Below are 13,903 nucleotides of genomic sequence, written 5' to 3'. Positions count from 1 at the left end.
TGTTATGCTCATAATTCATGTTGTGATGGATAGCACAATTTCGAGTTTAATTGTATGATGAATGCGTTTCTTAAAGGGTAACCTCCATGCGCAACTCGTTCACCGTAATCTGGCAGTATCTTCGCGCTTTTGTCTTAATTTACCTGTGCTTATATGCCGGTATTTTCGTCGCGTCGCTGCTGCCCATCGTCATCCCTGGCAGCATTATCGGCATGCTGATTTTGTTTGTGCTGCTGTCGCTACAAATCCTGCCGGCGAAGTGGGTAAAACCCAGCTGTCACCTGCTGATTCGCTATATGGCCCTGCTGTTCGTGCCTATTGGCGTGGGCGTGATGCAATATTACGACGTGCTGAAAGCCCAGTTTGGCCCGGTGGTGGTTTCCTGTTTAATCAGTACGCTGGTGGTGCTTGTCATCGTGAGCTGGAGCTCGCACCTGGTCCACGGCGAAAGAAAAGTGATTGGTGAAGGCGAGGCAGAGAAAAAATGATGCACTATATATGGTGGTCTTTACCGTTAACTCTGGTGGTGTTTTTCGCCGCCCGCAAACTGGCTGCCCGGCTGAAATCCCCGCTGCTAAACCCGCTGCTGGTTTGCATGGTGGTGATCATTCCTTTTCTGCTGCTCACGGGTATTCCTTACGACCACTATTTTAAAGGCAGCGAAGTGCTCAACGACCTGCTGCAGCCTGCCGTTGTAGCCCTGGCCTTTCCGCTTTACGAGCAAATTCACCAGATTCGCGCCCGCTGGAAGTCGATTATCACCATCTGCTTTATTGGCAGTATGGTGGCGATGTCCACCGGCACCTCAATTGCTTTATTAATGGGCGCATCCCCGGAAATTGCCGCCTCGGTTCTGCCGAAATCCGTTACCACGCCAATTGCGATGGCGGTAGGCGGTGGCATTGGCGGTATCCCGGCCATTAGCGCAGTGTGCGTTATCTTCGTCGGTATTCTCGGCGCCGTGTTTGGCCACACGCTGCTGAATATGATGCGCATCAGCACCAAGGCGTCACGCGGCCTGGCAATGGGGACGGCTTCTCACGCGCTGGGCACCGCCCGCTGCGCGGAACTCGACTTCCAGGAAGGCGCTTTTAGCTCGCTGGCGCTGGTTATTTGCGGGGTCATGACCTCACTCATCGCTCCGTTTTTATTCCCGGTGCTGCTGAAGCTCTTCGGCTAAAACTTGCGAGAGATCGCGCATTTTCATATTTGTTTTCATAAGTTGCACAAACAATTAGAAGTTGATCACATATTTGGCCTATACAGATCCGTAAACTACGTTTCCGTTACCCTTTATGAGGCTTTAACATGCGTTCACGTTTTGATGCCGCCGTTGTGCAACTCCCCGCCGCGCTGCAAACCGCTTTGCAACCCCTGCTTGCCGACGCACACTTCCCGGCAATGTTTACAGCGGCCGAAGTTGAAGCGCTAAAACATCAAACCGGGCTGGGCGACGACGACCTGGCTTTCGCTCTGTTGCCGCTGGCCGCAGCCTGCGCGCGTGCAGACCTCTCCCATTTTAACGTCGGGGCCGTGGCCCGCGGCGTAAGCGGTAACCTCTATTTTGGCGGCAATATGGAGTTTCTTGGCGCCACCATGCAGCAAACCGTGCACGCCGAACAAAGCGCCATCACCCACGCGTGGATGCGCGGCGAAAAAGGCCTGGTCGATATCACCGTCAACTACACGCCCTGCGGCCACTGCCGCCAGTTCATGAACGAGCTGAACAGCGGCACCGCGCTGCGCATTCATCTGCCAGGCCGCCAGCCGTCCACGCTTGGCGAATACCTGCCGGACGCCTTTGGCCCGCGCGACCTGGAAATCAAAACGCTGTTGCTGGATGAAGAAAACCACGGTTTCACGTTAAAAGGTGATGCCCTCACTCAGGCAGCTATTGCAGCGGCCAACCGCAGCCATGCGCCATACAGTAAAGCCCCGGCGGGCGTTGCGCTGGAAATGGTCGACGGCAGAATCTTTACCGGCTGTTATGCGGAAAACGCCGCGTTCAACCCTTCTCTGCCGCCGCTGCAGGCCGCGCTGAACCTGCTTTCCCTGAATGGTTATGACTATCCGCAAATTAAGCGCGCCGTGCTGGCAGAAAAATTCGATGCGCCGCTGCTGCAGTGGGACGCCACCTCCGCCACGCTGAAAGCTCTGGGCTGTGAAGCCGTTGATCGCGTTAATATTGCTCAGTAATTCTCCGTTGCGGGTGTACCCACACTCGCATTGTTGAAATTTGCCCCAACTGAACCCGCGTTTCTTGCTCTTGAGGGCCGGGTAAAGTAGCCTTGGATGAAATTTCACCCCGCGAATGAGTCTGCAAGTTCATGTTGAAGCGCGTGTTTTACGGCCTGCTTATTATTATCGGCTTAACGCTGGCGGCTGCGCTCGGGCTCGACCGCTGGATCAGCTGGAAAACCGCGCCTTACGTCTACGATGAACTGCAGGATCTGCCCTATCGTCAGGTCGGTGTGGTGCTCGGCACCGCCAAGTATTACCGCACCGGCGTCATCAATCAGTACTACCTGTACCGCATTCAAGGCGCCCTGAACGCCTATAACAGCGGCAAGGTGAACTACCTGCTGCTGAGCGGCGATAACGCGCAGCAAAGCTACAACGAGCCGATGACCATGCGCAAAGACCTGATTGCCGGCGGCGTCGATCCGGCGGATATCGTGCTGGACTACGCGGGCTTCCGCACGCTGGACTCGATTGTTCGCACCCGTAAAGTCTTTGATACCAACGACTTCATCATCATTACCCAGCGATTCCACTGCGAGCGCGCGCTGTTTATCGCCCTGCATATGGGGATTCAGGCGCAGTGCTACGCGGTACCTTCCCCGAAAAATATGCTCACCGTGCGCACGCGTGAATTTGGCGCTCGCCTGGGCGCACTGGCAGATTTATACCTGTTCAAGCGCGAGCCGCGTTTCCTCGGCCCGTTAGTGCCAATCCCATCGCTGCAAGAAGTGCCGGAGGACGCACAGGCCTACCCGGCCGTCACGCCGGGGCAGCTGCTGGAAATACAGAGAAAAGAGAAGAAGTGATATCTGAGCACAAAAAAAGCCCGCACATGATATGGCGGGCTTTCTTGTACACTGCTTAGATTATTTCTTACGCGCGTACTTCAGGGAGTCCAGCGCCACGGCAAAGATAATAATGCCGCCCTTGATGATGTACTGCCAGTAAGGGTTCACGCCGATATAGGTCAGGCCGTAGTTGATAACCGTGAAGATGATTACCCCGGTAACCACGCCGACAACTGTCCCTACCCCGCCGCTGAATGACACACCGCCAACCACGCACGCCGCAATCGCATCCAGCTCGTACATAAAGCCGAGGTTGTTGGTGGCGGAGCCGATACGGCCCGCTTCCAGCATTCCGCCAAAGGCATAGAACACGCCGGACAGGGCATAAATCATGATCAGGTTCAGCGCCACGTTAACGCCGGAGACTTTCGCCGCTTCAGGGTTACCGCCGATGGCGAAGATGTTTTTTCCGAAGCGGGTTTTGTTCCACAGCACCCAGACGAACAGCACCGCAAACAGGGCATAGAATGTAATGTACGACAGACGGAAACTGCCCAGGGCAATAAAGCCCTGCGTGAAGGTCGAGAAGTGGGAGTCAAAGCCGGAAATCGGCGATGCGCCTACAAAGTCGTAATACAGGGAGTTAATCCCGTACACGATGATCATGGTGCCCAGGGTGGTAATAAACGGCGTCACGTTCAGGTAAGCGATAATAATCCCGTTCACCAGGCCAATGACCGCGCCCACGGCACAGACAATCAGCAGCACCACCGGAATTGGCATGGTGTGCATGTCCGGGAACACCTTGTTGACGTTGTCCATCGACTGCAGCAGCGTCGCCGCGACAACCGCCGCCAGGCCAACCTGGCGCCCTGCTGACAGGTCGGTCCCCTGGGTGACAATCAGCCCGGCCACGCCCAGCGCGATGATAATACGCACCGAAGACTGGGTCAGAATGTTACTCAGGTTAAGCAGGCTTAAGAACGTCGGATCCTGGAAAATAATGATCGCCAGCAGCACCAGCAGTACCACGTAGATGCCGCCCTCTTTTAGATAAGTTAGAAAACTCTTCTTATTTAACGCACTCATTTTTAATAGCCCCTAAATCATCACAGGTGCACAGACGCAAGACGTAAGATTTCGTTCTGCGTTGTTGTTTTGGTGTCTACAATTCCGGCCACTAGCCCGTTGCTCATCACCAGAATACGGTCTGTAATCCCTAACAATTCCGGCATCTCGGACGAAATGATAATGATCCCTTTTCCTTTTTTAGCCAGTTCAGCAATCAGCTGGTAAATCTCAAACTTGGCGCCAACGTCAATGCCGCGCGTCGGTTCATCCAGCATCAGAATTTCCGGCTGAGTCAGCAGCCAGCGGCCGATGATCACCTTCTGCTGGTTACCGCCGGACAGCGAGCCGATGGAGGTGCGGTGCCCCGGCGTTTTCACGCGCATGGAGTCGATAACCCACTGGGTATCGCTTTTCATGCGGGAGTTATCCAGCAGACCGACCTTGTTTTTGTAGTTACGAATATTGGAAATGAGTGAGTTAAAGCCGATATCCAGGTAGGCGTAGATCCCGGTTGAGCGGCGCTCTTCGGTGACCAGCGCAAAGCCATGATTGATCGCTTCGTTCGCGTTGCTGTTATTGATCTTTTTGCCGTGCAGCTTAATGGTGCCGCCAGATTTTTCGCGGATACCAAACAGCGTTTCCACTATATCGGTACGCTTCGCGCCGACGAGGCCCGCAATGCCGAGGATTTCACCTTTATGTAAATCAAAGGAGATATCGCGAATCGACGGCTGGCGCAGCGAGGTCAGGTTGCGTACTTCGAGGATAACTTCACCCGGCACGTTGGATTTGTCCGGGAAGCGCTGGTTCAGGGAGCGGCCCACCATCATGGCGATGATTTTGTCCATATCCAGCCCTTCCAGCGGCTGGGTGGCAATCCACTGCCCGTCACGCAAAATAGTAATTTCATCGCACAGCTGGAATATTTCTTCCATTTTATGGGAGATATAAACAATGCCGCAGCCGCGATCTTTTAATTTGCGAATAATTTTAAAAAGATGATTAACTTCTTTTTCCGTCAGCGAGGACGTTGGCTCATCCATAATAACGATTTTGGCGTTATAGGAGAAAGCCTTGGCAATTTCAATCATCTGCATTTGAGAAACGGACAACGTACCGACGCGGGCTCGCGGGTCGATATCAATATCCAGCTCGTCAAAAATCTCTTTGGTGTCGCGGTACATTTTATCCTGATCGACAAACACCCCTTTGGTCGGGTAACGCCCGAGCCACATGTTGTCCATCACGGTGCGCTGCAGGACCAGGTTAAGCTCCTGATGCACCATAGAAATACCGTTTTCCAGCGCCTCTTTGGTGCTGCTGAAATTGACCTCTTTTCCCTGAAAAAGGATGCTGCCGGAATCTTTGCTGTAGATCCCAAAAAGGCATTTCAATAATGTCGATTTGCCCGCACCGTTTTCACCCATCAGGGCATGAATAGAGTGTGGACGCACTTTTAAATTAACATTATCCAGTGCCTTAACGCCGGGGAAGGATTTATTAATGCCGGTCATTTCCAGCAAAAATTCCGACGGCGTAGCTGAGTTATTGTCGACCATAATTATACCTGTGTCGCTGAGTAACCTGCCTAAAGCCGGGCGCAGGTATCTGCGCCCGTGTACAACTAAAATATGACGGGTATTTATTTGCCGATGAACTGTGCGAGATTATCTTTATCCACGCCTACATACGGTACGCGTACAATTTTGTTCTCGATTTTCCAGTTAGTGCCTTCAGCGGCTGGTTTACCGTCGGCCAGGTTTTTCGCCAGGTCAAAGGTCGCTTTCGCCTGGTTGTTGGCGTCGTTCAGCACGGTACCTGCCATTGCACCGGATTTCACCAGCGCCAACGCTTCCGGCAGGGCATCTACGCCAAATACTGGAATAGAAGATTTGTTGTGTGCTTTCAGCGCTTCTACAGCACCCATTGCCATCGCATCGTTGTTGGCAATAACCACTTCGATTTTGTTAGCGTTCGGGCCAGAGAGCCAGGCGTCCATTTTGTCTTTAGCCTGAGCGGTATCCCACATGGCGGTATCCAGCTGCAGCTGCTGGGTTTTCAGACCTTTGTCGTTCAGCTCTTTGATAACGTAAGTGGTACGCGCTTCGGCATCCGGGTGGCCCGGTTCGCCTTTCAGCAGCACGAACTGCACCTGGCCGTCTTTGTTCAGGTCCCACGCCGGGTTAGCCGCCCAGTGTTTGGCAATCAGGTCGCCCTGAATAATCCCGGACTCTTTGGAGTCTGTGCCCACATAGTAAGCTTTGTCATAGCTATCCAGCGCTTTGCGGGAAGGTTCTTTGTTGAAGAACACAATCGGCACGTTTTGTGCGCGTGCTTTTTCGATTACGGTGCCCGCTGCGGCCGGGTCAACCAGGTTGATGGCCAGCGCTTTCACGCCTTTTGCCAGCAGAACGTCAATCTGGTCGTTCTGTTTGGACTGGTCGTTCTGGGAGTCGTTCATCAGCAGCTGCACGTCCGGTGACGCTTTAGCATCTTTCTCGATGGCCTTACGAACCACTGACATGAAGTTGTCGTCGTATTTATAAATCGTCACACCAATACGGTCAGCGGCGTTCGCAGCGGCACCAAACAGCATGCAGGACATCACGGCGGACAGGGTCAAAACCTTCTTATTCATGGTATCTCCGGTTTTTATTTTGCAGGGTAGTTCGCGTTCGAAACCAGGCAGGACAGTAATGTTATGAAAAGGTTACTGAATGCCGAAGTTATCCTAAAATAATTGCACTTCCGTGTTCGGTAACAATCCAATACTGCGTTTTTATGGTCGTCTTTGGCCTTATCGCTATGCTAAAAGTGAGAAGTCACCGTTACATAGTGTTTCAGCTGATAAAACGCTGACATAATAGTCAGCGCAATGTTAATTAACTGTGAATTTACTCACAGATTGAAACCGGTTACATCTAACTCTTTGACAGCGGAGTGATCGACGCCACATTTTGCTTTATCGCCACCGAATGACGGCGGACTAAAGTCGGCATAAAACAGTGCGTTACATCACGATCCAGCTGGCCTGCCGCGCCCTGTAACGCCAGTTCGGTCGCCAGACGGGCCATCGAAACTACCGGATAGCGCACCGTTGTCAGCTGCGGGTCGGTGTAGCGGGCAATGGGAATATCGTCGAAACCGATGATGGAAACATGCTGCGGCACGGCAATGCCGTTGTCCTTCAGCGCCGTTAGCGCGCCGGCGGCCATGCTGTCGTTATAAGAGAAGACCGCGCTGAGCTGCAGGTTGCGCCCCAGCAGCTCAACCATTGCCGCCTCTCCGCCTTGCATGTCCGGCGTGCCCATTCCGACCCAGGCCTCCGGCGGCGCGATGCCGTGCTCCGCCAGCGCCTGCAGCCAGCCCTGATGGCGCTGGTCGTTATCCTCAATCTGATGGCTGGAGGCCAGATAACCGATACGCGAATGCCCCTGATTCAGCAGCATGCGGGTGGCCATCACCGCGCCGCTGACGTTATCGAGGCAAACGCAGCGGTGTGCGTAGCCGGGCACCAGACGGTTGATCAGCACCATGCCGGGGACCTGCTCCAGGAATGCGGCCAGCTCCTCGTCGCTCAGCGCCTTGGCGTGCACAATCAGCGCGCTACAGCGCTGGCGAATCAGCACCTCAATGGCATGGCGCTCTTTTTCTTCCTGGTGATAGCTGTTACCGATCAGCAAATATTTATTGTGCTGCTGGGCAACCATATCCACGGCTTTGACCAATGCCCCGAAGAAGGGATCGGAGACGTCCATCACCACCACGCCGATGGTGTCGCTAACCTGGGTGGCCAGCGCTTGCGCATTGGCGTTTGGACGGTAGCCCAGCTCAGCAACCGCCTGCATGACGTTTTCGCGCGTTTCCGGGCTGACCAGCGCGCTGTTATTTAATACTCGGGATACTGTCGCTACTGAAACCCCGGCGATACGGGCAACGTCACGAATGGTAATCGGCGTTGGGGGAGTCGGTCTCATAGGTGCACCCTGTTTTAGGCAAGGTGGCTATTTTGCGGGGAGTGAGGGGCGGCGTGGCGTGAAGTCGATCACAGCGATGAAAGCGGTTACATACAATTCGTTAACCTTTGTGACGAATATCATTATCTCTGTGCTTTGCGTAACGCATCCCCTGAAGCACGAGCGGTTAGCTGTCGCCACAGCCATTCCACCGGCCCCTGGCGGAAATAGCGCAGCCAGATAACCGACAGCAGGATGTTCACCGCCCACACGGCAGGGACAAAGGCCAGCAGCGAAAGACGGTCAAATTTCATATATAAACCAAAGCGATAGAACAAGGTTGTGCAGATGATTGTTTGCAGCAGGTAGTTCGTCAACGCCATCCGCCCGACGCAGGCAATCCACCCCACCAGCCTGAAGCGCGAAAGCTGCGGCCAGAATCCCCACGCCAGCGCGGCGTAGCCAATGGACTGAAACGGCGCGCTCAGCTCGCGCGGGGCCTGTAACAGCAACGCACACCAGCGCGAATCCCATGCAAGGTGCCACTGGGCAATAATCGCCGGCAGGTTGATGGCCATCCCGATGACGATAAAAATCGCGGCGGTTCGGCGGTAATGCTTCAGGCTAAACTCCCCTTTCAGCCAGCCGCTGCGCATTAGCGCCGCGCCGATGAGCATCATGCCCGCCAGCTGCCAGCCGTACTGCGCGCCCAGCGCCACCAGGTTTGAAGAGAGTAAATCCGCACGATTGCTGATGGCCTGAATGCCGCCGCCCAGCTTCCACCATTGCTCATACTGCAGATTAGCCGCATCCGGCACCCAGGAACGGTTAAGGCCGTCGCCTGAAATCACGCCGAGCAGCACCAGCACGCCAATGCCGATGAGGTACAGCACTACGCCGGTCTTAAAGAGCTGATTTTGCCCCGTTGCCTCACGAATCAGCCGCCAGCACACCAGCCCTGTCAGGCCGTAAGCCAGCAGAATGTCACCATCCCACAGCAGCAGCGCGTGGATAAAGCCCAGTAATACCAGCAGCGTCAGCCGCGACTGTATCCAGCGTGAGCCGCGAGCCAGCAGCATTTGCAGGCCAGCCCCGAACAGCAGCGCGAAAAGCGTGAGGAATTTAACTTCGGCAAACAGGTCCATGACCGCCCAGGTCCAGGCGTCACGGGAGGTTATCTCGCCATACCAGGCCGGGTTTAGGTATGCCGCCTTCGGCAGGCCAAAGGCGACAATATTGAGCAGCAGAATGCCCAGAATGGCGGTACCGCGGACGAAGTCCAGGGTGATATTTCTCTCCACGGATACCTGCCTGGGGAATTAATTGTGGCGTACTGCGCGCAGGAACTCCTGACGCGTATTCTGGCTGGACTTAAACAGGCCACCGAGTGACGTGGTGGTGGTCGCGCTGGTAGCGTCTTTCACGCCACGCGCTTTCACGCAGTAATGCACGGCATCAATGGAAACCGCCACGTTGTTGGTGCCCAGCAGCGTTTGCAGCGCGGTCAGGATCTGCTGGGTCAGGCGTTCCTGAACCTGCGGGCGCTGAGCAAAAAACTGCACGATGCGGTTAATTTTAGACAGGCCAATCACGGTGTCTTTGGGGATATACGCCACGGTTGCTTTACCGTCGATAGTCACGAAGTGGTGCTCGCACGTGCTGGTCAGGGTGATATCGCGCACGGTGACCATTTCATCGACCTTCATTTTATTTTCAATGACGGTGATTTTCGGGAAGTTCGCGTAGTCCAGGCCAGAGAAAATCTCATCGACATACATTTTGGCGATGCGATGCGGCGTTTCAATCAGGCTGTCGTCACTCAAATCGAGATTAAGCAGCTGCATGATTTCCGTCATATGGGCGGCAATCTGGCTTTTACGAGTTTCATTATCCAGTTCACGTAACGGCGGACGCAGCGGCGTTTCCAAACCGCGCGCAAGCAGCGCCTCATGAACCAGGGCGGCTTCTTTTGAGAGTGATGACATGCTGTTTTCTCCTGCAGGTGTGGCTGACCTCTGCCCTTCATGGGGCAAAGTGTCCGCTTATTGTGCGGCAGCACGTGCTTAGAATCCAGTAGTGCCGGGCATAATTATTGAAATCGAAATAACCGTTCATCGCCTGAGCGGGCAGAACAATACCGTTGCGGCCATAATGCGGGATGGCTAGACTCAGGTGAAGTGAAAGTTGTTCATAACTATTGAAAATATGTAAGGAGCCTCTGGATGGAATTACTGGAAGAACACCGATGTTTCGAAGGCTGGCAGCAGCGCTGGCGCCACCCGTCCACCGTGCTTAACTGCCCAATGACATTCAGTATTTTTCTCCCACCTCCGGCTGGCACCACGCCGCCGCCGGTGGTTTACTGGCTTTCCGGGCTGACCTGCAACGATGAAAATTTCACGACTAAAGCAGGCGCGCAGCGCGTTGCCGCCGAGCTTGGCATTGTCCTGGTGATGCCGGACACCAGCCCACGCGGCGAAGAAGTGCCAAACGACGCGGGCTATGACCTGGGCCAGGGCGCAGGCTTTTACCTCAACGCGACGCAGCAGCCGTGGGCCACGCACTTCCGCATGTACGATTACCTGCGCGATGAACTGCCTCAGCTGATTGCGGATAATTTCAGCGTCAGCGAGAAAGCCTCAATCTTTGGCCACTCCATGGGCGGCCACGGCGCGCTGATCATGGCGCTGAAAAACCCCGGCCGCTTCCGCTCGGTTTCTGCCTTTGCGCCTATCGTTAACCCGACCCGCGTCCCGTGGGGGCAAAAAGCCTTCAGGGCCTATCTCGGTGAAGATGAATCTTTATGGCAAGAATGGGACAGCTGCTGCCTGCTGGGTAAAGCCGGGGCGTCCGCACAGCTGCCAACGCTCATCGATCAGGGGGATGACGATCAGTTCCTGGCCGACCAGTTAAGGCCGGAAGAGTTTGAAAAAATCGCGCAGGAGAAAGGCTGGCCGCTGACGCTGCGCATTCAGCCGGGCTGCGACCACAGTTACTATTTCATCGCCACGTTTGTGGAGGATCACCTTCGTTTTCATGCGGAGCATTTGCGGGGATAGGGAGTTACCCTGGGAGCTGTCTCTTAGTAAGAAATTGCTCCAGGAAGAATCTGCTAAGTTTCCGTTCACTTCCAGTCCTGTTTCAGATGTCACCACTGAACCGGTGAACGTCTTAGGGGAGTCACCGTCACTCCCCTAAGAACCCGGACTCCCGGCCAAATAAATCGACCGCTAAAGCGGCAGACCTCCGTTTTATCTCCCAGTCCTGGGTCGGCTGAGATGCGTTCCCGACGCTCTCAGCCTCCGGCCGCTCCCGACGTCCGGACCCTGGCCAGTCGGAGAGAAAACGGAGGCGATTTAAGCCGGAACCGAGCCTCGCTTCAAACTCGCCGCTACACAGAGCGTCACAGTCGCTGCTAGCCCCGCAGCCACGCCCTTGTTCCCGGCTCTCATCGCCCCCGGTTATGACCCAACTCAGGCGGGGTTGAGCTGTCGGGAACAGCGAAAGAGAGCGATCGTCGGGAACGAATCGCGAACGACCCCGAATGTTTGGGTGATAGCCGGTGGGTTTACCGCTTCAGCGGCGATGAGCTCGCCGGGCGCCGGGGGTTGTGAGGGGGAATGGCGTAATTCCCCCTCACACGTTCACCGTGCTCTGAACGAGCAGGGAAAACAGATCTATGGGTGAACGGAATAACGACTGAACTAAGGACCTCTCCAGGAAGAATATGTATAAGACACACCTCTTAGAGAGACGGTACCTACCGCTTAGAAACTATAATCCAGCGCCATAAAGTAGCGACGGCCGTCTTCGTTGTAGCTGTAGACGTCACGATTCAGGTCTTTGTCGCCCAGGTTCAGCACCCCTGCGCGCACCTTCACGTTCTTCGTCGCCTTCCAGGCTCCACCCGTGTTCCACACTATGTAGCCGCCCGGCGTTTTGTCGGTGGCTGATACCGCACGCTGCTTGCCGGTGTAGTTCGCCGAAACATAGAACGACCAGTCTTCCAGCGGCGCCCAGTCAACGGTGCCGTTAGCGGTATGGAACGACTGCTGCTGCAGCGGTTTATTGCCGCCGTTGCTCAGGTCACGCCCGTCGTTGTAGGTGTAGTTCAGCGACAGCTTCCACTGGTCGTTAAACGGTATTTTCAGCTCGGTTTCCACACCGCGGATACGCGCTTTGTTCACGTTGTAGTAGCGGAAGATCGGGTTACCGCTCTTATCAAAGCCAACAAAGTTTGAGTAAGACGGTGCCACGCTGCGGTTCGCGGTACGCTGGATACCAATCATATCCTCAACGTTGTTCTGGAAGGCGGTCACGCTGCCGCTCACGCCGTCCAGAATGCCTTCGTCCCCGGCGTAATACAGGCCCAGCTCAAAGCTTTCGCTCGTTTCCGGCTTCAGGTCAGGGCTGCCGACAATCTGGCAGGCGCCACGGCAGGATTTACTGGTCCAGTCCGGGCTAAGCTGCAGCAGAGAAGGCGCTTTGAAGGCCGTTGCCCAGCCGCCTTTAACGGTGACGGTATCGGTGGCGCTGTACACCAGATAAGCACGCGGGCTCCAGTGGTCGCCGTAGGTTTCATGGTCATCCATACGAATGCCGGTGGTCAGCGCCAGCGGCTCGAAGATGCGCCATTCGTCTTCAATAAACAGAGCGTACTGGCTGGCAGAAGTTTTAGAACTATTACCGCCGGTAATATTTACCGGGTCGCTCAGCTTGTCGTGACGCCACTCACCGCCGAAGGTCAGGAACTGGTTGATGTCGCTGAGCGGCAGCACCAGCTTGCCGTCGACGCTGTTGTTACGTGAGGTGATAGCCGCGCTATTGCCCGGGTTGAGGTTATCAATTTTGTCGCCGTAGAAACGCAGTTCCGAATTGCCGAAGTCCCAGCGTCCGTTATGGCCGAGGGAATAATCCTGACGTTCGATGCGGTTCTTATCCAGCGAGTCAGATTCCCTGTCCTGGCGGTCAAAGCCGTAGCCTACGGTGACATCCTGATTGTCGGCAGGCGTCCACGAAAACTCGGTGCTGGCATTGCGCGAAGTGAAGCCTTCAATCTGCGGCGTCAGGCCATTGGCGTTAGTTGTTGAAGTCTGCTGACCGTCTTTCTGGCGCTTGCCCAGGCTGCCGTAGACTTTTACGCCGAGCACGTCGTCAATCAGCGGGCCGCTGGTGAAGAAATTGCCGTTGTAGGTATCGCCGCGGTCGCGGTGTTCCTGCACGGTTGAATCCACGGTGAAGGTCCCGTGCCAGGCTTTGCCTACCTTGCGGGTAATGATGTTCACCACGCCGCCAAGGGCATCTGAGCCATAGAGCGAGGACATCGGCCCGCGCACTACTTCGATACGTTCAATCGCATCAGCCGGGATCCAGTTCAGGTCAAAATCGTTATGGCGGAATACCGCATTGCGGGAGTTGACTCGCTTGCCGTCCACCAGAATCAGGGTGTAGCTGCTGTCCATGCCACGCAGGCTGACGCCACGGCGGTTATCGCTTTCGTTGGTCAGCTGTACGCCGGGCACGTTCTGCAGCACATCTTTCAGATTATTGACGGGCCTTTTTTGCAGCTCGTCCTGGGTGATAACGCTGATGCTGGCAGGCGCATCTTTGAGGTTTTGTTCGATGGCGGACGCGGTGACTACGAGGGTTTCTTCGCGATCGTCAGCGATGGCGGGAAAAGCCAGACCGAGCACGGATGCGCAGAGTCCTCCCCGGACAATGGGATTCAACCTTAACATTTCTTTCTCTCCATGAGGTGAATTACAAACGAAACAACCGTTTAGCGCTCACATTGCACTATGCGCCAGCGGCTACATTGGCCACCGGCTGCATACTGTGTTCCTTAGT

12 protein-coding genes are annotated in these 13,903 nt (G+C 55.2%); 5 read left to right on the top strand and 7 right to left on the bottom strand.

Features of this window, described 5'->3' with window-relative positions; all coding sequences use genetic code 11:
* Positions 1-86 precede the first annotated feature (86 nt).
* The 4 genes from JT31_RS19610 to sanA all read left to right on the top strand — a co-directional run bounded on the left by JT31_RS19610 (position 87) and on the right by sanA (position 3,047).
* Entirely contained in the window at positions 87-488 is a 402-nt protein-coding gene (locus JT31_RS19610) for a CidA/LrgA family protein (RefSeq protein WP_038481125.1), read from the top strand.
* Positions 485-1,180 carry a CidB/LrgB family autolysis modulator gene (locus tag JT31_RS19605; RefSeq protein WP_038481122.1) on the top strand — a complete coding sequence of 232 codons (696 nt, stop codon included), beginning with the start codon at positions 485-487 and terminating at the stop codon, positions 1,178-1,180. Before JT31_RS19610 ends, JT31_RS19605 begins: the two co-directional genes overlap by 4 nt.
* 128 nt (positions 1,181-1,308) lie before the next feature.
* Positions 1,309-2,196, top strand: a complete 888-nt coding sequence (gene cdd, locus JT31_RS19600) for a cytidine deaminase (RefSeq protein WP_038481119.1) — start codon at positions 1,309-1,311, stop codon at positions 2,194-2,196.
* 131 nt (positions 2,197-2,327) lie between these two features.
* The gene (sanA, locus tag JT31_RS19595; RefSeq protein ID WP_038481116.1) at positions 2,328-3,047 is read left to right on the top strand and encodes an outer membrane permeability protein SanA; all 720 of its coding nucleotides are present in this window, start codon (positions 2,328-2,330) and stop codon (positions 3,045-3,047) included.
* Positions 3,048-3,107: 60 nt separating this feature from the next.
* On the opposite strand, the gene mglC is transcribed toward sanA, so the two are convergent.
* From mglC to folE, 6 genes are all read right to left on the bottom strand, one after another.
* A complete protein-coding gene (gene mglC / locus JT31_RS19590; protein WP_038481113.1) occupies positions 3,108-4,118 on the bottom strand; it encodes a galactose/methyl galactoside ABC transporter permease MglC in 1,011 nt (336 codons plus the stop codon).
* A 20-nt stretch (positions 4,119-4,138) separates the two neighbouring features.
* Positions 4,139-5,659 (bottom strand): galactose/methyl galactoside ABC transporter ATP-binding protein MglA, encoded by a 1,521-nt coding sequence (gene mglA, locus JT31_RS19585; protein WP_038481110.1) that lies wholly within the window; start codon positions 5,657-5,659, stop codon positions 4,139-4,141.
* An 83-nt stretch (positions 5,660-5,742) separates the two neighbouring features.
* The gene (gene mglB / locus JT31_RS19580; protein ID WP_038481107.1) at positions 5,743-6,738 is read right to left on the bottom strand and encodes a galactose/glucose ABC transporter substrate-binding protein MglB; all 996 of its coding nucleotides are present in this window, start codon (positions 6,736-6,738) and stop codon (positions 5,743-5,745) included.
* Between the two features lie 283 nt (positions 6,739-7,021).
* Positions 7,022-8,077 carry an HTH-type transcriptional regulator GalS gene (galS, locus tag JT31_RS19575; RefSeq protein ID WP_038481104.1) on the bottom strand — a complete coding sequence of 352 codons (1,056 nt, stop codon included), beginning with the start codon at positions 8,075-8,077 and terminating at the stop codon, positions 7,022-7,024.
* 122 nt (positions 8,078-8,199) lie between these two features.
* A complete protein-coding gene (gene yeiB, locus JT31_RS19570) occupies positions 8,200-9,357 on the bottom strand; it encodes a DUF418 domain-containing protein YeiB (protein WP_038481101.1) in 1,158 nt (385 codons plus the stop codon).
* 18 nt (positions 9,358-9,375) lie between these two features.
* Positions 9,376-10,041 (bottom strand): GTP cyclohydrolase I FolE, encoded by a 666-nt coding sequence (gene folE / locus JT31_RS19565; RefSeq protein ID WP_038481098.1) that lies wholly within the window; start codon positions 10,039-10,041, stop codon positions 9,376-9,378.
* Between the two features lie 237 nt (positions 10,042-10,278).
* On the opposite strand from folE, the gene fghA reads away from it, so the two are divergent.
* Entirely contained in the window at positions 10,279-11,115 is an 837-nt protein-coding gene (gene fghA / locus JT31_RS19560) for an S-formylglutathione hydrolase (protein WP_038481095.1), read from the top strand.
* 708 nt (positions 11,116-11,823) lie between these two features.
* Here fghA and cirA read toward each other — a convergent pair.
* Entirely contained in the window at positions 11,824-13,794 is a 1,971-nt protein-coding gene (cirA, locus tag JT31_RS19555; protein ID WP_038481092.1) for a catecholate siderophore receptor CirA, read from the bottom strand.
* Between the last annotated feature and the right edge of the window lie 109 nt (positions 13,795-13,903).

The sequence above is a fragment of the Cedecea neteri genome, assembly GCF_000757825.1.
GTDB classification, from domain to species: Bacteria; Pseudomonadota; Gammaproteobacteria; order Enterobacterales; family Enterobacteriaceae; genus Cedecea; species Cedecea selenatireducens.
The sequence above is the reverse complement of the archived record's forward strand: the minus strand, read 5'-3'. Positions and strand labels throughout refer to the sequence as shown.